The sequence below is a fragment of the Enterococcus mundtii genome, assembly GCF_003957375.1.
Taxonomy (GTDB): domain Bacteria; phylum Bacillota; class Bacilli; order Lactobacillales; family Enterococcaceae; genus Enterococcus_B; species Enterococcus_B spodopteracolus.
Genome location: NZ_CP025473.1, coordinates 930313 through 948669, shown reverse-complemented (window position 1 = coordinate 948669; position 18357 = coordinate 930313). Strand labels below are relative to the sequence as shown.

Genomic DNA, 18357 nt, shown 5'->3' with positions numbered 1-18357 from the left:
GCTCCATTGTACCTAAAAAAAACAAAATTAAAAAGTAAAATCCTGATCCGCAAGAAATTCTTTAATTCTCGACCAAAAAAAGACTAGTTTGTTTCACAAACAAGTAATGTGTCACAAAAATGGATTCTAAAAAACTTTAAAAAATATGGTTATTTTTGAAAATAAAGTTTTCTTTTACTGTGAAACAATGGGAACAAATATGACATTGTGGAAAACTATCATCTGTTATTTCATTTTTGTTTGACATAATTTTTGATTACTTCTTTGGTTTGAGTGACTTTCTCAGTTAATTTTTCATTCTTTGCCATATAAAGATAAAAAATGATATCGATCGTTGCAAATTGAGCCAATAATGAGTTAGTTGCTGCACTTCGGTTCGTGATTTCTTTTGGTCTTGATGTCTGGACAACGACATCGGCCAATTTACTTAATCGGTTATTTCCAAATTGAGTCAATGCGATAACATCGATTCCCATTTCTTTGGCTAACTGTCCGATCATCACCACTTCTTTACTGTTTCCTGAGTTAGAGACAAGCCATAGGACTTTTTTTGTTTCATTACTCACTAATTGTGGCAATAAGACGTGGATGTCTTTTTCAAAAATGATTGGTTTTCCTACACGAGACCATTTTTGGAGGATATCCTCAACGACTAAAGAAGAAGCGCCCACACCATATAGGTAAACTGTTTGTGCTTCTTCCAGACGCTCAACGACACGTTGGATCATCTCTTCTTCTAAAATATCCACGGTTTCTTTGATCGCTACTTGCGCATTATTCCCTAATTTATGTTTGATCGAATAAAATGATTCATTTGGTTCAATATCGCTGAATCCTTCCACGATACCTGCTTGTAATTCGGTGGAAATAGTGATTTTAAAATCCGTTAAACTTTGAAAGCCAAGTTTTTTGGAGAAACGAACAACTGTGGGAGCGCTCAGGCCCGCCGCTTCTGCTAACTCATTGGCTGTCATCGTTGGTATTTTTTCTACATGTGTGACGATATAATCTGCTAGTTTTCTTTCAGCAGAAGAATAGTCATTCATCATACTTTCAATGCGACTCACTACGCTCATCTCATACACATCCCTTTTTCTAAATGTCTATGTCATTATATCATACTCAAAGGCAAACAATTCTCATACTAAACAAGAAAATAGAGAATATCCTTTGTTCTCTACCTGCTCAACCGATTACTGTTATTCCTAAAAATCAATCGCTAAAAAAGCCAAGATATAAGTGGCAACATGTCACACTCTAATCTTGGTTTCATTTGACTTATCATTTATGGAATTTCACAGAATCAGACAGTTTGCCCATCTTAAAGAAAAAAATAAAAGAAGCAATATACAACATCAACTAATACTGTCATCCAGTTCAAACAAATTGCCTTCTGGGTCCCTAAAGTAGGCACTGATAAATCCTCTCCAAGCCTCTATTTTCTGTGGTTCACCTAAAAAAGTGACCCCATTTGCGGTTAACTTCTTATATTCTTTTTGGATACCCTTCGTAGGTAATGTGATCACCACTGTATCAGAGACTCCATTTTCAGCATACTGTATATACCCTTTAACCAAAGACATTTCTTTTGCTAACGTTATATCAAAACAGTTAGGTTCTCCTGTTGCCATAGCAAATGACGTATACGGACTTTTTATATCTCCCCATGTAGGAACCTATCCTGATTTTTTTGTGTAAAAATCATAGCATTCCCCATAATTTTTTGAATCAACAACCCAATTTTGCCTAATTAAAGTTCATCTATTGACCACTTCTTTTTTAAGTTAGTTTCATTGTAGCAACTTAGGTTAGTAACGTATTGGATAGAAGCGACATTTTTCGCTGCTCATTCAACTTAACAAACTCAATGGGTGTGAGGCCAATTTTTTTTGAACTCATTGATAAAATGGGAGTGGTCATAATCATTTCCAACAAGCTCCCTTCAATCAGTAGGTTGTTTTAATAAAATGGTCAAACTATGGGTCGATAGAGCCAATTTTGGGATGAGACCGTACTGCTTTTTGAATAGCCGTTGGACATGCCTTGGACTAAGTCTCATATATTCGTATAATGCTTGTGGGGAAGCTAATTTTTTTATATATAGTTTTTCAAATAACTGAATGTATTCCGTCGAAGAGATACATCTAGCTAATCCGGACAAATAGCTGATCAGTGATTCTTTCATTTCTTCAATCGTGAGCGTAAAAAAAGGGATGTATCAAACCTAACATCTACTTCTTCAATGAACAACACTTGATCCATCGCTGCTGTTGCTTCTCGACCAGTTAAGACAAAAAAAAACGGCTTGCTTTAAGCGAAAACCAATATAGTGTTCGGGCAACCTTGAGAGAAAGTTGAAGTCCGTTTTACTTAAACCAGTATCGAAAACAGATTGCGCCAAAACATTGACAAGCAAATCAATGCAACCGTCGGCGATGTTCACATCGTTGACCGTACCACTGAAATCAATTGCAATAGATTCCCACATATACAACAAGACATCTGCTAAGTCCGGGAGAAACGTTTCTCTATAATCTATCTTTTCTTTATACGACTGCTAAAACAGATGGTGAGGTTGGATTGGTTGATACATGCTCTTCCATTCCCCTTTATTTTTCTGATGCATTTATTTTAGCTTGATTTAGCGTTTTCACGTGTGTAAGAATGGCCCACATAAAAAAGGAAGGAACAATCTTTTGTCCTTCCTTTTTTTATTAGGTTTTAGTTTGCTTACACACCCAGTTTAACGGCTGTAATTATGAACCTCTTCTGTCATCGCATCGACAAAGATATTCAAGTCCTCTACGGCAGTCTCTTTACTACCATATCGGCGGATATTGACTGTTGCATCTGCCACTTCTTTATCCCCAACCACGATTTGGTATGGGATTTTTTGCGTTTGTGAAGCCCGGATCTTATAGCCCATTTTTTCATTGCGATCGTCGACTTCTATACGCAAGCCTTTCATTTGTAGACGTTCTTTGATTTCATAAGCGTAATCTGAATGAGCATCAACTGAAACTGGGATGATCGTTGCTTGGATCGGTGCCAACCAAGTTGGGAATGCACCTTTGTATACTTCTGTCAAGTATGCCACAAAGCGTTCCATTGTTGAAACGATGCCTCGGTGGATAACAACTGGACGATGATTATTTTCACCATCTTCTCCTACATAAGTCAAATCAAAGCGTTCTGGTAATAAGAAGTCTAATTGGATCGTTGATAATGTTTCTTCTGTTCCCAATGCTGTTTTAACTTGAACATCTAATTTTGGTCCATAGAAGGCTGCTTCTCCTTCCGCTTCAAAATAGTCAAGTTCCATTTCATCCATCGCAGCTTTTAACATGATCTGTGCTTTTTCCCACATTGCATCATCGTCAAAATATTTGTCTGTGTTGTTTGGATCACGGTAGCTTAAACGGAAGCGATAGTCTGTAATATTGAAATCAGCGTAAACTGCGACCATCAACTCCAACGTACGTTTGAATTCATCTTTGATCTGGTCTGGACGAACAAATGTATGTCCGTCATTCAATGTCATTTCACGTACGCGTTGTAAACCAGACAATGCACCTGATTTTTCATAACGGTGCATCATACCTAGTTCTGCGATACGGATCGGTAACTCACGGTAAGAATGGATTGTATTTTTGTAGACCATCATATGATGTGGGCAGTTCATTGGGCGTAGTACGAGCATCTCGCCATCTCCCATATCCATTGGTGGAAACATATCTTCTTGGTAATGATCCCAGTGGCCAGAAGTTTTGTATAACTCTACGTCCCCCATGATCGGTGTATACACATGTTGATAGCCTAAGCTGATTTCTTTGTCTACGATGTAACGTTCGATCGTACGACGGATCGTTGCACCTTTTGGTAACCAGAAAGGTAAACCAGAGCCAACTTCAGGTGCTACCATGAATAAATCTAGCTCTTTTCCTAGTTTGCGATGGTCTCTTTCTTTTGCTTCTTCGCGCATTTGGATAAACTCTTTTAACGCTTTTTTATCAAAAAATGCTGTTCCATAAACACGTTGCATCATTTGGTTATTTGAATTTCCACGCCAGTAAGCCCCTGCCACAGATAGTAATTTGAAGACTTGGATACGACCAGTTGATGGAACATGTGGGCCACGACATAAATCGATGAATTCTCCTTGTTGGTAGGCAGTGATCACTTCGTCTTCTGGTAATTCGCTGATCAGTTCGATTTTGTAAGGGTCACTTGCAAAGATTTCTAATGCTTCTTGTTTTGATAACACACGACGTTCGATCGGCAAATTTTCTTTGACGATCGCCATCATTTCCGCTTCGATCGCTGGTAGGTCTTCTGCACTGACTTGGCTCTCACCGTTATCAGTATCGTAGTAAAATCCTGAATCGATTGCTGGTCCTACACCAAAGTGGATATTTGGATACAAACGGCGCATGGCTTGTGCCATCAAATGAGCACTTGAATGACGAATCAAAGCAAGTGCGTCTTCATGATCAGGTGTCACAATCTCGATTGAGCCATCCTCTTCGATCCCGCGGTTCAAGTCGATCAGTTCGCCATTCACTTTTCCAGCTAAGGCTTTTTTAGCTAAACTTTTAGAAATACTTTCTGCAATTTCTGCAGTGGTGATCCCTGGCGCATACTCTTTGACTGCACCATCAGGAAATGTCATTTTTATCATAGAGGTTCCTCCTTTAAATTTCCATTTTTAGCTTCGCCACCAATAAAAAAAGTCCTAGTATCTGTACAGATACTAGGACGAAAAATTCGTGGTTCCACCTAATTTTGAATACGACATGCGTGTTCCTCAAGCGTGATAACGGTACGACCGCCTCTGTTTCAACAAAGGTTTCGAAAGTGGTCATCCTTTGGTTTTCTCCTGGAAAAGTTTCAGCCTAGCTTTTCCTCTCTTGTCGAAGACTCTCAAATTCAGTTGTCTTTCTCATCAATCATCTATGTGTTTATTTAACCATTATTATTTCAAAAAATCAAGTCTCGAATTCACTTATTTTTTCCATTCACCATTGACACCATACGTGCCTCTTTTCATTTCGTTGATAATTACATGAATGTGTTCTTTTGGTGCTTGCGTATTTTTATGGACAGCCTCGGTGATATCTTTCATCATATTTTCTAATTGTTCTGGGCTACGTCCTTCGACTAATTCAACATGTACGAATGGCATGTTCTCAACTTCCTTTCATCGTTCATTTTTTTATTGATCAACTATTGCTTCTCTCCTTGCATCATACCGCAAAAAGATTTTGCTGAAAAGTCTCTTTTATCATTTTGCCTTTAATTTTGTGTGATCATGGTATGTTGTTGTTTCACTGGTTTTTTGGCACGTAACGCACTTAAAATGGAAACTGTATCCACAACTTCTTGAAGCATCGCGCCAAACAATGCTGGAATAACTCCTGTACTGGCAACGATCATCAAAAAGACACAGACAAAAATACCAATCAAAACAGATTGTTTCGCTACTTTCATCGTTTCTCTAGAAATCATCACTGCTTCTGCCACTCGTTCTAAATCATCTTTCAAAATGACGACATCTGCGCTTTCACTTGCAGCAGTTGAGCCATGTGCGCCCATGGCGATGCCTACATCTGCGACAGTCAAGGCAGGAGCATCATTGACACCATCTCCTACCATCGTGACAGGCCGCTTTTCTTTGGGGATACTAGTTAAAATCGTTAATTTATCTTGTGGTAAACAACGAGCATGAACTTCGGTCAAGCCAACTTCCTCGGCAATTGCTTCTGCAACCGTACGACCGTCCCCAGTCACCATCAGTAAGTCGGTGATGCCTTGAGCTTTCAAGCGAGCGATTGTTTTATTTGCTTCTGGACGGATTGTGTCTGAAAAGTAGATCGTACCGGCATATTTTTCATCAATCGCCACATAGATCGCAGTCCTGTCTGTTTCAGCTTCCGGAACATCAATAAAGCGTGCATTCCCTACTTTAACCTGCAAGCCATCAACCGTAGCGCTAATCCCTTGCCCTGAGATTTCTTTTAAATCAGTGACTGGTAACAATTGGGGAACTGCTCGAACTAAGGAACGGGCCAAGATATGGGCTGAGCCTTGTTCCGCACTCGCCGCCACACGTAATAATTCCGCTTCTGAAAACCCTTGAACGGGAGCGACACCAGTTACTTCAAGTATTCCTTTGGTGATCGTTCCTGTCTTATCAAAGGCAATCGTTTTAGTCTCTGCTAATTTTTCCACAGCGGTACCAGTCTTGACAACGATGCCACTTTTACTTGAACGACTCATTCCCGCTACTAGAGCAACAGGTGCAGCCAAAATCAATGGACATGGCGATGCTACAACTAAAACTTGCGCAAAGCGTACAGGATCACCACTGACCCACCAAGCGATTCCGCCGATCAAGTAAGCGATCAAAGTAAAAGGAACAGCATAACGATCTGCTAGACGGACAAAACGTGCGGGTTTTTCTTTCGATTCCTCTACTAGTTTGATAATTAATTGATACTGGCTATCTTCTGCCCGTTTCTCAACCACCATTTTGACAGATGAGTCTCCATTAATCGAACCGGACATCAATTCATCACCGACTTTCTTGCTCATCGGTTTTGCTTCTCCAGTCAGTGATGCTTCGTCAAAAGTAGATTCCCCCATGATCACTCGTCCGTCAGCTGGAACGATTTCTCCTGGTTTGATCACCAGATAATCGCCGATCTCAAGTGTGTCTACCGCAACATCAAGTTGTTGATCTCCTTGCAGTTTATGGGCAGTTCTTGGCGTATTATCTAATAGGGACTGCAATTCCTGACCTGCTTTTTTTTGCGCATAGTCTTCCAAACTTTCGCCACCTGTCAACATGATCAAAATCATCAAACTCGCCCAATATTCATTGACGAGCAATGTCGCAACAATAGCTGTAATCGCTAAAATATCGACCCCATATTTCCCTGAACGCAGCGTTTTGATCATTTCGACAAACATCAAGAAGGCGAGTGTACCACCAGTGATAGCAATAATCATAAACGCAAGGCGAGGACGATCGAACATAAACTCACTGATGAGGGCCACCGCTCCAATCAGTAATGTCATCGCAAATTTTTTAAAATGTGTCATTTTGTTCAGCTCCTTTCTCCACATTTAGAATACCTGTTCTCTAAAGCCATTAAAACTAAAAACCCCTAAATGAAAACAACTATCACTCTCATGTAGTTTTACGTTTATTTTTAGTTAACTCACTTGTGTACCTTTTTTAGTCAAACTGTGCTATACTTTTAATTCGTTATTTACGGCGGAAGGAGTAAACGATGCAATGAATGAAAGACAATTAGAACAACAGCATGTGGAAGAAACCACACAAATGATCCAGCTTGAACAACGCCTATTGAATCGCAAATTAAGCGACTTGACTGAAAAAATGAATGACTCCACAAAAGAAACAGCTAATCACAAAATACGTAGCGGCTCCAACGAGTCTTTTTATGAGTCAGTGGTCGAATACCGCCAACATGAACAAGAATTGCTTTTAAAATACCACACATTAGAATCTCAACAAAAACGTCTGCAAACATTGGAAGTAATGAAAGAAAGTCCTTACTTTGCTCGTATCGATTTCAAAGAAGAAACGGAAAAAGAAACTCTCTATCTTGGCATCGCCTCATTGAGAGATACAGAAGAAGAAACCATCGTGATCGACTGGCGTGCACCGATCGCTAACCTGTATTACGAAGGAGAAATCGGTCCTGCTTTTTATGAAACAGATGTCGAAAAAATCGGCGTCGAACTTCTCTTGAAACGACAGTTTAAAATCGTTGAAGGAAAAATCGTCTCCATGGTCGATACATCTGAAGTCATCAATGATGATTTTCTATTAGAAATCTTGGATGACGCATCAAGTGCTCACATGAAAAACATCGTATCGACGATCCAAAAAGCACAAAATGCCATCATCCGTGACACCAACAGTAAAGTGATGCTGATCGAAGGAATTGCTGGAAGCGGTAAGACTTCGGCATTACTTCAACGTATCGCATTCATCCTTTATCATAATCGGAAATGGCTAGATGCTGAGAACGTCTTATTGTTCTCACCAAACCATCTGTTTTCTGATTACATCTCCACTGTTTTACCGTCTCTTGGTGAAAGTGGTGTTCCAACACAAACATTCAAAAATTATTTACAGCAATTGGTTCCTGAATTTGAGTTGACTGAAGAAGAACAACAAGAAATCGGTTTCCTTTCTGGTGCCGATGACCCGATAAAAACGTTGAAGGCCGGATTGACTTTCGTTGATCACCTTGAGACTTACATCCAGACGATCACTGATTTTGGGCCATTGTTCCGTGAGATGAAAATCAACGGTCGAACGATCCTATCCAAAGAAGCGATCCGAAGATGGTACCAAGAAACCAATGAACTACTTCCATTGCATCAACGTCTATCTTTATTACAGACAAAGTTATTGAAAAAATTAGGCGGTCTGCAAAAGGATGAAACCCGTCAGAAATGGGTTAAAGAACTTGCGGAAGAACAACTTCAAGAACTATACGCAACCGATCCAAATTTAGAATACACGGAACAAAAAGAAAAATCATTGCGTAAAAAACTCACGAATCAAATCGTGAAAAAAAGATTCCGTAAAGTTCATCGAGGAATTTTACATTATCAATTCGTCAACTTACCGAAACAGTTTCTTCACTTTTTACAAACGATTCCTAAAACTATGTTAACCGCCCATGGAATCAGCGAAACTTCTTGGAACGAACATCTAAAAGAAGTCAAAATGAACTTGCGGAAAAGAGAATTGCCACAGGAAGATGCCGTCTTGTACTTCCTATTGATGCGTCGAATCCATCCTGTATCAGTCGCACAAAAGGCAAGGTATATTTTCATTGATGAAATGCAAGATTTTGCTCCTTCGCAGGTCGCATTGCTACAATCAATCTACCCAACTGCAAATCTAACATTTTGTGGGGATCTGAACCAAAATGTTTTTGGGAATGAGACGATCACTGGTTCGTTAGAATCGCTTTTCCCAGAGAAAGAAGTGACCCAATTCCAATTGACGACGAGCTACCGCTCCACGAAGCAAATCACTGATTTTGCCAATCATTTCTTAGCTCACGACAATCTTGTGGAAACAACGGCTCGTGAAGGTCGCCTACCGTTGATCGTCCAAAGTGATTCATCTACAAGCAAAATCAACTGGTTGGAACAAACGATCATTGACACGAAAGAGCAAGCAAAATATTGGCGTACCGCGATCATTGGTAAAACGATTGCTGAATGTGAAGCACTCTATGAACATTTGCCTGTATCACTGAAAGATCAAGTCCAATTGATTGCTGATGAGTCTGATTTTATGAAACGTTCGATTATCCTTCTTCCTGCTTATCTAGCAAAAGGATTAGAATTTGACCGAGTCTTTTTATGGAATGTCGATGATGCACATTTTAATTCCAGTCATGACAAACAAATCTTATATACAATGTGTACGCGTGCCATGCATGAATTGATCCTATTTACATCAGCGAAAGGCGCTTCTTTTCTACAAACATTGGTTACTGAAACTCATGAGTCTCTCGCTTTAGATTGATTCGTTATTAAAAATAAAAAGCATCAGGGGAATCAGTCCTCTCGCACCACCTTAAACTGAATATACGGCGAGAGCAGAAGTAACCTCTTAAAAAAATAAGGCGTCATCCACAAAAAATTGAAAAAACAATTTTCGGGGATGGCGCCTTATTTCTCGAGGCTAAACACTTCTGTCTCTGCCTCTTTTTATTCATCTATCGATCACAACATCAATTCTGTGTTTGGGTATTTCAAACGAACAAGTGAGACGATCATTCGCAATTCTTCGATATTTTCGGGATATTCTGGGTCAAATACTTTACTATGGCGACCAATCCCTCCATTATCGATCAGACGATAAATACGATTCCAATCCATAAATTGTTCGACTGTTTGGAAATTACTGATCGGGTAACCCCCACTATCCAATATTTCTGATACACGAAAAGCCAAATAAGCTGTATCAATGACTTTTTCTTTTTTCGTATCTACTTTTTGACTTGTTTCAATCAATATCTTTTCTGGTTGATGCTTCAGACTCCAGTCCAATAATAAAAAGAAAGCTTCCATCCGATAATCTTCCTCAAACAACTGAAATGCTGAGTCAGAACGTCGAAAAAGCAATGGAATCAAATATTTTTTTTTATAGATCAGCATGGGCGCGCGATCAACCATACATTCTAGATAACGATTCAAATAGCCTGTGCCTATATAGTTTCCTAAACGATAGCCTTCTACCCCATAAGGTGCATATTTTTGTGCAAGCTTCGAGCAATCGGTGATATTGACTGCCAACTCTTCTACTTTTTGGTAACCGCTTAGAATACGTTCGAATGGCTCTAGATTAATTTTTGCTTCCATTATTCTTTCCCCGCCTACATCAAATTACTATTCGTTTACTCACGATACTTTAATAATAACACAGGTTGAAATAGAAATGATAATAAATCACAAAAAAACTGTAACAAATAACACAGGATTTTTAATTTAACTACTCTGTATTTGTTCTCTTTCTTTCGTGTCGTATGAATATACTCCTTTTTTAGCCTCACCAATATTTTCTCTTCTCCGAAAAAATCGTATAAATAAAAGTACGAAAGCGAAACATGACATTGACTTTTCGAACAGGATAACAGCTGTTTCATTTTTTTATATCCGAGACATTCGACCTCTCTTAGTACCTCCAACCAAATAAACGGTGGGAACAGAAGTATATCTTCAGAAATAAGGCGCTTGCCACAAAAATTTGAAAAACAATTTTCGTGGCAAGCGCCTTATTTCTCGAGATTAAACATTTCTGTTCCGACCTCTTTTATCCGCTTTATTCAATTAATCTTCTAAGGCAACATTATGGAAGACGTGTTGAACATCTTCTAGATCTTCTAATACATCAATCATTTTTTCGAATTGTTCCAAGTCTTCGCCAGTCAACGTCACTTCGTTTTGAGGGATCATTTGGATCTCCGCAATTGAAAAGTCAGTGATGCCTTTTTCTTTTAGTGCTTCTTGAATACTGTGGAAATCTGGCACTTCTCCGTAAACGATGATTTGGCCATCTTCTTCCATGACATCACGTACATCGATGTCCTTTTCCATCAAGTATTCTAAGATTTCATCTGCATCTTCACCGGCAAAACCAAAAATCGCGGTATTGTCGAACATATAAGATACTGCCCCAGAGACCCCCATATTTCCGCCGTTTTTACCGAATGCTGCACGCACATCAGCGGCTGTTCGGTTTACGTTGTTGGTCAATGTGTCTACGATCACCATTGAGCCATTTGGTCCAAATCCTTCATAGCGCAATTCAGAATATGTTTCATCCCCTGAACCTTTTGCTTTTTCAATTGCTCGGTCGATGATATGTTTTGGTACATTATAAGTTTTAGCGCGCTCAATGACGAAACGTAGTTTTTGGTTAGCGTGTGGGTCAGGATCACCTGATTTTGCTGCTGCATAGATTTCAATTCCGAACTTCGCATAAATTCGGCTGTTGTTTGCATCTTTAGCTGTTTTTTTAGCTACGATATTGGCCCATTTACGTCCCATAGTTTCACTTCGCTTTCTGATTTGATATAGAATAGATTCTTTTTGATTCGTGCGGGAACACACAAAACGTCCTGTTTCATTATACTTGTGAATCAGGTTTATGTGAAGCTTTTTTTCTCTTCGATCGTTTCGATAAAGACTGGTTTTCGCCCAAATACTTGTTCCGCTACTTCGCCACCTAAGCAATAGATTTGATCACTGCGAACAAGTAGTTTCGCCACTTGCGCTTCTTTTTTGCCTATTTTCGCAAAAAGGCCTAAGGCTTTTTTATTTTTGAGACATGCTCTACCTGCTGCTGTAAAGCCCAACACATGGATGTATTCTTGCATCTGTTGTTCTCTCATCTCTTCTTTTTGGATATTCAATAACACGTAGCACGACAAGCGCTGGATTCTCGTCCACGTATAGCGTTTTGTTTTGACTTGTTCGACGAACTCGTAAAATGTATTAGCTGTCTTTGCCGCTTCTAACATCCTGATCTCTAAACCTTCCGTCATCTGGTAGATTTTTTGCAACGAGTCAACAGTGGAGGAAAGAAGACGATATTTTAGCAAGGGCCAATAAGATGTCCAAGTTTGCAAACTTTCTGTCTTTAAAAATCTCTCTGTCTCTGAGGGAACTGTTGCAGAAATCGATTGATTTTCCGTTAATGCTTTACGAATCGCTGTGGCACTGGCTATTGTTTCTTTTGGTAATTCTTCATCATGATAACCAGCCCCTTTACGGTTGATCGGAACTAGTTCCATTGGATGGTCATAGGTAGCATTTTCTTTTGCATAGCTCAGCCCTAGAATATGATTAGGCGAGGAAAAATCAAGTGAGATTTCTGGATAGACGTGCTTGAATACCTGTGTCATCTTTTGCGGATAACTCATTGTCTGATCGGGCAACCCTTGAAAAGCTTTGGTGATTTGATCCTGATGGTGCAAGACAAATTGACCAAATGCTTGATAATCGAAGGTCGCTTCATCTTCTGTTCCAAAACATAAATAGTCACAGTTTAATTTTTGCAACAGTTGAACTGCTCCTTTAGCAAAATAATCAGCAGATTGTACTGCCCACTCGATTGGTAATTCAACCACGAGATCCACGCCGTTTTTCAAGGCTACTTCTGCACGTTGCCACTTATCTAAAATCGCCGGTTCACCTCGCTGCAAAAAATTGCCACTCATCACCGCAATCACTACGTCGGCACCGGTTCGTTCTCGTGCTTGCTGGACATGATAAAGATGACCATTGTGAAAGGGATTATATTCAACAATGATGCCACATACTTTCATTCGCTTTTCTCCTTTCGCCTAGTAAAAAAGAAGAGACTAAGCTTTTTGATCCAGCCGTCTCTCCTTTTTGTTGTTCGCTACAGTTCGTCGATTTCGCCTTCTTCTTTCTGGGCGACAAAAAACCAACGTCTGGATTCTTCGTTAGGTGTTTCGTCTGTAAAATCAGCGAATACTTCTACTTTAGCAAATCCGCTATTCTCTAACATCCGCAAGTAGTTTTCTAGTGGATACGTACGTTCTTGATGTAATTCATCTTCACGTGTGAACGTACCGTCTTTTTCTTGTGATTCGACAAAGAATGTCAAATAATGTTCAATGCTATGTTTTTCTTTCCCCGTATAACTGTCCCAAAGAAAGGCAAAATCGTCTCCTTGATAATGATAACTATACTCCGGAAATACTTGATCGATTTGATAAACGGAATGGACATCAAACAAGAAGCGGCCGTTTTCTTCCAGTGCCTGATAGACTTCATCGAATACTTGTTGTACTTCTTGATCGTTTTGCATATAGCACAAAGAATCTGAAAAACAAGTGATGGCTTGGTATTGCCCACTCTCTGATAGATCTAACATATTCCCTTCAACAAATTGTACCGTTGCTTCTTCTCCATAGGCACGTTGACTGGCGATCATCAGCATTTCTTCTGATAGATCCAAGCCAGTTACATTGTAGCCATCTTTGGCAAAAGCCACAGCTAATGCTCCTGTACCACAAGCTAGTTCAAGGATGTTTTTAGTTGTTTCAGGCAAATGGCGTTTAGAAAATGCGAGCCATTGTTCATAAAGCCCGTCATCCATGACTTCATCGTAAATAAAGGCAAATGTTTCGTAGGCCATGTTAATCCAACCATTCAGTCAAATCGACAAGTGGCGCATCTGACCATAATTTCTCTAAATTATAAAAACCACGTTCTGGGGCATGGAATACATGGATGATCAAATCACCTAGATCGATCAGGATCCATTTGCCGCCTTCTTTTCCTTCTACGCGTTTTACTTCGTATTTGCTTTCTTCTTCTTTTTCAATGATTTCTTCCACGATGGCATTGATCTGACGTTCACTGTTTGCTGAACAGATCATAAAGTAGTCAGCTAATAGCGACACTTTACGGACGTCTAAAGCTAAAATATCTTCTGCACGTTTTGAATCTGCTGCTTGGACAGCGATTTTTAATTGTTCTTTACTATCGATGATGATTTCCTCCTAATGGGTCAGCTATTTTGCTACCCAATGATTATATGTTTCAATTGTTTTTGGATAAATTTTGATTTCTTGCGCAATTAAATGTGCTAATGTATGTTTGGTTTCGAATGCAACTGCTTCATCTAAATCGATCATGGCAATCTCACGGGCTTCTTTGACATCTGGGAAGGAACGTCCTGGTTCGATATAGTCAGCCACATAGATGATTTTATCGAGTAAGGACATCTCAGCAGCTCCTGTCGTATGGAGACGGATTGCTTGTAAGATCTCCTCATCAGTGATGTCTAATTCTCGTTCAACAAATGATGCACCGACTAATCCGTGCCAAATCGCATTTCCATAAGCTAATAACTCTGGATCAAGTTGCTCACGTTCGATGAATAAGATAAACTCATCGTCTGGTCGTTCTTTTGCATAATCATGTGTCAATGCGGCGATACTCGCTTTTTCTGGCGAGCAACCATACCTTTCAGCAAGTGCAATAGCTGTTTGTTCTACACCTAAGACATGTTTGAAGCGCTGTTCACTCATTCTCATTTGGACTTTTTGCATCAAGATTTCTCGAGTATAGGCCGTATAATCTGTACTATAATTCATGTTGATACAAGCCTTCTTTCTGAATATAATCCAAGACTTTATCTGGGATCAAATAACGGACGGAACATCCTTGTTGGATTTTTTGACGAATCTTTGTCGAACTTAGATCAATCTCAGGGACATCGACCCAAATCACAGGATATGGGGTTTCTTCTTGACACCCACGTCGATGGATACCGACAAAGTGGACCATTGTCAATAACTCGTCGATTTTGTACCACTTTGGTAAATATTCGACCATATCACCGCCAATGATAAAATAGTAGTCCGTATCAGGATTATTTTGAGTCAAAGCCTTCATCGTGTCATACGTATAGCTTTTGCCACCTCGTTCGATTTCAATCGTTTCAACCGTTAGAAAAGGATTGTCTTCGATCGCAAGTTCCAGCATGTTTAAGCGATGTTCTGCCGGTATAGTTGGCTTTTCATCCACATGAGGTGGTTGATAGGAAGGCATTAAACAGACATGGTCTAGTCCTAAATTCTGTCCTACTTGTTCTGCCATCACTAGATGGGCTAGATGCACAGGATTGAAAGTTCCGCCCAAGATCCCCACCTGTTTTCTTTTCTCGTAAAGATGGGGCATTTCTTTTGGAAATACTTGAGATCGAACAAAGGATTTCGCTTGCGATTTCATCTTCGTCACTCCTTAGATTGCATGTACTTCTTTAGATATCCGTTGATATTTCTCTTTGGATGATGCTTTGTATAAAACAAGCACGCGTCCGATGATCTGAACCACTTCACATGCGATGGCTTGTTCTAATACTTGTGCCACATCTTCTGCGATTTCATCTGTATTTTGCAGCAATGATACTTTGATCAATTCTCTTTTTTCAAGTGCTTCTTCGATTTGGACGATCATTGCTTCATTGATCCCACCTTTACCGATTTGGAAGATTGGTTGAAGATGGTGTGCCTGACTACGTAAAAATCGTTTTTGCTTTCCTCTTAAACTCATGTTTTTCCTTCTTTCTTAAATCAGTGCTTTTCTTCTTAACACATGTACCCCTTTTGGTGCCCAGCCTGCGATGACTGCTGGTTCCGTTACCGTGATCCAGCCTAGTCCTGCAAAGACGATATCTGTCTTTTCTTTTACAGAAAACTCAAAGCGAACAAGTTCAGGGAATTCACTGACTTCATTCGGACGTGGTGGTTGTAATAAGCCACCGACATGTTTTTCATAAAAAGCATCGGCTTTTTCTAATTTTGTCCGATGTAAATTGACATCATTTGATACATAAGCAATAAATGAACCCCGTTTGCCACTTATAAAGTCGAATCGAGCTAATCCTCCAAGGAAAAGCGTTTGACCTTCATTCAGCTGATACACCTTAGGCTTGATTTCCTTCGTCGGTGCAATGATACGTAAGTCTTTTTTGCCTAAATAGTGGGCCATTTGATGGCGATGGATAATTCCTGGTGTATCGATCAAAAATTGCCCATCATCCAATGGAATCTCGATTTTGTCTAACGTTGTTCCTGGGAATTGCGAAGTTGTGATCACTTCTTGGACGCCTGCCGTATTTTTGATGATTTGATTGATCAATGTCGATTTTCCGACATTCGTCACACCAACGATATATACATCTCGACCCTCACGATATTTTTCGATCTTTTTTAGAAGTGTTGTCATTTCAGGTGCTTTTTTTGCGCTTGTCAACAACACTTCAACAGGTCTTAGCCCCGCTTCATAGGCACGCTCATTCATCCATTGGATCATTTTTGATTTTTTCAATGATTTAGGTAAAATATCGACTTTGTTCCCAACCAAAAGAACTGGATTGTTTCCGACAAAACGATGTAACCCAGGAATCAGTGAGCCATTGAAGTCGAAAATATCCACCACATTGACGATCAATGCGTCTTTTTGACCTAATTCATTTAGTAATTGCAAGAAATCATCATCTGTCAATGATACATCTTGGATCTCATTATAATGTCTCAAACGGAAACAACGTTGACAATAAACATCTCCTGTTGCTAACCCTTTTTCGAGTGCTGCTTTTGGTGTATAACCTAATTCATCAGGATATTCTGTTTGGATCATCACACCACAACCGATACATTGTAATTCTTCGTTCATTCAATGCCACCTCGCCAATCCATATCTGGATGTTTCTTTACTAAATAACTCATGATCTTACGTTCCCAGAACCGATTGAATTTCGTCTTCCAACTATCAGTTTCAATGATTGGTTTAACTAAGACACTACGGATACCGGCACTATTCGCGCCACGAATATCGGTCATGATCTGATCACCAATCATGATGATCTCTTCGTCTGCCAGATCCAACATTTTTTTTGCTTTATTGATTCCCACTGGCAAAGGTTTCAACGCTCTTGCCACATAAAGTAGCTCAAATTTTTTAACTGCACGAGCTACGCGTTCTGAGTTGTTGTTAGAAACAACGACTACTGGTATGCCCGCATTTCTCATTTCTAAAATCCAAGTGAACAATTCTTCCGTTCCATCTGGATTATTCCAAGCAATCAGTGTATTATCAAGGTCCGTCAAGACGGCTTTGATCCCTAGTTTTTTCAGTTGTGCAGGGGTAATTTTATAGACGGCTTCTACCATCCATGTAGGTTTATAATTTGAAAACATGTTGTCTCCTCATCTGCAAAAAATGAAGGAGCACGATATGTACTCCTCAACCCCATATTATACTGTAAAATCTAAAAAAAAACTACCTCTATACATTAAACCTTTTCCCTATAGTTATGACAAAAGTAATCAGTGCCAAAAAACAGCAACCAGCTTCTATAATAGTTTCTTATTATTTAAGAAGTTGGTTGCTGTTTTTCAAAGGTATTCTTTGTATTCATTTTTGCGGATTGCTTGAGGACTAACATCATCATCTACAGGCAGACTCGAAAAAAACATCTAAATCTACCTATATCGTATATCTTTTCTTACTATAAGACTTTTGCTAGGAAATCGATCGTCCGAGGATGACTGGTTCGTTCAAATACTTCGACAGGTGTTCCTTCTTCAAGGATTTGCCCTTGATCCATAAAAATGATCCGATCCCCCACTTCTTTTGCAAAGCCAATTTCATGAGTGACAATGACCATCGTCATCCCTTCTTGTGCTAGTTGCAACATAACGGAGAGCACCTCACCCACCATTTCTGGATCAAGTGCCGAAGTGGGCTCATCGAACAACATGACGTCTGGTTGCATTGCCAACGCTCGGGCAATCGCTATCCGTTGCTGCTGCCCACCTGATAAAGAATATGGGTAGGCGGTGGCTTTATCTGACAAACCAACTTTTGCCAATAATTCCAAAGCGATCGCCTCGGCTTCTTTCTTAGGCATTTTTTTCACTTTGATTGGTGATAAGGTGATATTTTCTAATACTGTCATATTGGGAAATAGATTGAACTGTTGAAAAACCATGCCCATTTTTTCTCTTGTTTTAAAAATATCGTGTTGCTTGTGTGTGATATCCCTCCCCTCAAACTCCACCGTACCAGCTGTAGGAGATTCGAGTAGATTCAAACAACGGAGAAACGTACTTTTTCCTGAACCTGAAGGACCGATGATTACCACGACCTCCCCTGCGGAAATGGTCGTAGTAATTCCTTTCAATACTTCTGTTTCTGCAAATGATTTACTTAGCTGTTTGATCGTTACTATTGATTTTTCCATATCACATTCTC

The 18357-nt window shown here is 39.6% G+C and carries 17 protein-coding genes; 1 reads left to right on the top strand and 16 read right to left on the bottom strand.

Features of this window, described 5'->3' with window-relative positions; genetic code table 11:
- Positions 1-230: 230 nt before the first annotated feature.
- The 5 genes from CYK55_RS04840 to CYK55_RS04815 all read right to left on the bottom strand — a co-directional run bounded on the left by CYK55_RS04840 (position 231) and on the right by CYK55_RS04815 (position 7101).
- Positions 231-1076, bottom strand: a complete 846-nt coding sequence (locus CYK55_RS04840; RefSeq protein WP_034688402.1) for a MurR/RpiR family transcriptional regulator — start codon at positions 1074-1076, stop codon at positions 231-233.
- A 279-nt stretch (positions 1077-1355) separates the two neighbouring features.
- Positions 1356-1631, bottom strand: coding sequence for a VOC family protein (locus tag CYK55_RS04835; RefSeq protein WP_235186315.1), 276 nt, complete (start codon positions 1629-1631; stop codon positions 1356-1358).
- 1112 nt (positions 1632-2743) lie between these two features.
- Complete coding sequence (gene thrS / locus CYK55_RS04825; RefSeq protein WP_126134013.1) at positions 2744-4678, bottom strand: threonine--tRNA ligase; 1935 nt, start codon at positions 4676-4678, stop codon at positions 2744-2746.
- A 324-nt stretch (positions 4679-5002) separates the two neighbouring features.
- Positions 5003-5182: a 2-hydroxymuconate tautomerase gene (locus CYK55_RS04820; protein ID WP_034688406.1), complete on the bottom strand. Its 180-nt coding sequence runs from the start codon at positions 5180-5182 to the stop codon at positions 5003-5005.
- Positions 5183-5292: 110 nt separating this feature from the next.
- Complete coding sequence (locus CYK55_RS04815) at positions 5293-7101, bottom strand: heavy metal translocating P-type ATPase (protein WP_034688408.1); 1809 nt, start codon at positions 7099-7101, stop codon at positions 5293-5295.
- Positions 7102-7297: 196 nt separating this feature from the next.
- On the opposite strand from CYK55_RS04815, the gene helD reads away from it, so the two are divergent.
- On the top strand, positions 7298-9580 hold the full coding sequence (helD, locus tag CYK55_RS04810; protein WP_034688410.1) for an RNA polymerase recycling motor HelD: 2283 nt from the start codon (positions 7298-7300) through the stop codon (positions 9578-9580).
- A 200-nt stretch (positions 9581-9780) separates the two neighbouring features.
- Here the strand turns inward: helD and CYK55_RS04805 are convergent, their stop codons facing one another.
- From CYK55_RS04805 to CYK55_RS04755, 11 genes are all read right to left on the bottom strand, one after another.
- Positions 9781-10419, bottom strand: coding sequence for a hypothetical protein (locus CYK55_RS04805; RefSeq protein WP_019724515.1), 639 nt, complete (start codon positions 10417-10419; stop codon positions 9781-9783).
- 468 nt (positions 10420-10887) lie between these two features.
- Complete coding sequence (locus CYK55_RS04800; protein WP_034688412.1) at positions 10888-11607, bottom strand: YebC/PmpR family DNA-binding transcriptional regulator; 720 nt, start codon at positions 11605-11607, stop codon at positions 10888-10890.
- 98 nt (positions 11608-11705) lie between these two features.
- Positions 11706-12887 (bottom strand): nucleotidyltransferase, encoded by a 1182-nt coding sequence (locus tag CYK55_RS04795; RefSeq protein ID WP_034688414.1) that lies wholly within the window; start codon positions 12885-12887, stop codon positions 11706-11708.
- Positions 12888-12964: 77 nt separating this feature from the next.
- Positions 12965-13726, bottom strand: a complete 762-nt coding sequence (locus CYK55_RS04790) for a class I SAM-dependent DNA methyltransferase (RefSeq protein WP_034688416.1) — start codon at positions 13724-13726, stop codon at positions 12965-12967.
- A 1-nt stretch (position 13727) separates the two neighbouring features.
- Complete coding sequence (rsfS, locus tag CYK55_RS04785) at positions 13728-14081, bottom strand: ribosome silencing factor (RefSeq protein ID WP_034688417.1); 354 nt, start codon at positions 14079-14081, stop codon at positions 13728-13730.
- A 24-nt stretch (positions 14082-14105) separates the two neighbouring features.
- Positions 14106-14690 (bottom strand): bis(5'-nucleosyl)-tetraphosphatase (symmetrical) YqeK, encoded by a 585-nt coding sequence (gene yqeK / locus CYK55_RS04780; protein ID WP_034688419.1) that lies wholly within the window; start codon positions 14688-14690, stop codon positions 14106-14108.
- Positions 14680-15327: a nicotinate-nucleotide adenylyltransferase gene (locus CYK55_RS04775; protein WP_034688420.1), complete on the bottom strand. Its 648-nt coding sequence runs from the start codon at positions 15325-15327 to the stop codon at positions 14680-14682. The genes yqeK and CYK55_RS04775 overlap by 11 nt, the downstream gene beginning before the upstream one ends.
- Before the next feature lie 12 nt (positions 15328-15339).
- Positions 15340-15651: a ribosome assembly RNA-binding protein YhbY gene (gene yhbY, locus CYK55_RS04770; RefSeq protein ID WP_019724120.1), complete on the bottom strand. Its 312-nt coding sequence runs from the start codon at positions 15649-15651 to the stop codon at positions 15340-15342.
- A gap of 15 nt (positions 15652-15666) precedes the next feature.
- Complete coding sequence (yqeH, locus tag CYK55_RS04765) at positions 15667-16776, bottom strand: ribosome biogenesis GTPase YqeH (RefSeq protein WP_034688423.1); 1110 nt, start codon at positions 16774-16776, stop codon at positions 15667-15669.
- Positions 16773-17300 (bottom strand): YqeG family HAD IIIA-type phosphatase, encoded by a 528-nt coding sequence (locus CYK55_RS04760; protein ID WP_010735865.1) that lies wholly within the window; start codon positions 17298-17300, stop codon positions 16773-16775. Before CYK55_RS04760 ends, yqeH begins: the two co-directional genes overlap by 4 nt.
- Before the next feature lie 311 nt (positions 17301-17611).
- Complete coding sequence (locus CYK55_RS04755; protein WP_034688425.1) at positions 17612-18346, bottom strand: amino acid ABC transporter ATP-binding protein; 735 nt, start codon at positions 18344-18346, stop codon at positions 17612-17614.
- Positions 18347-18357 lie beyond the last annotated feature (11 nt).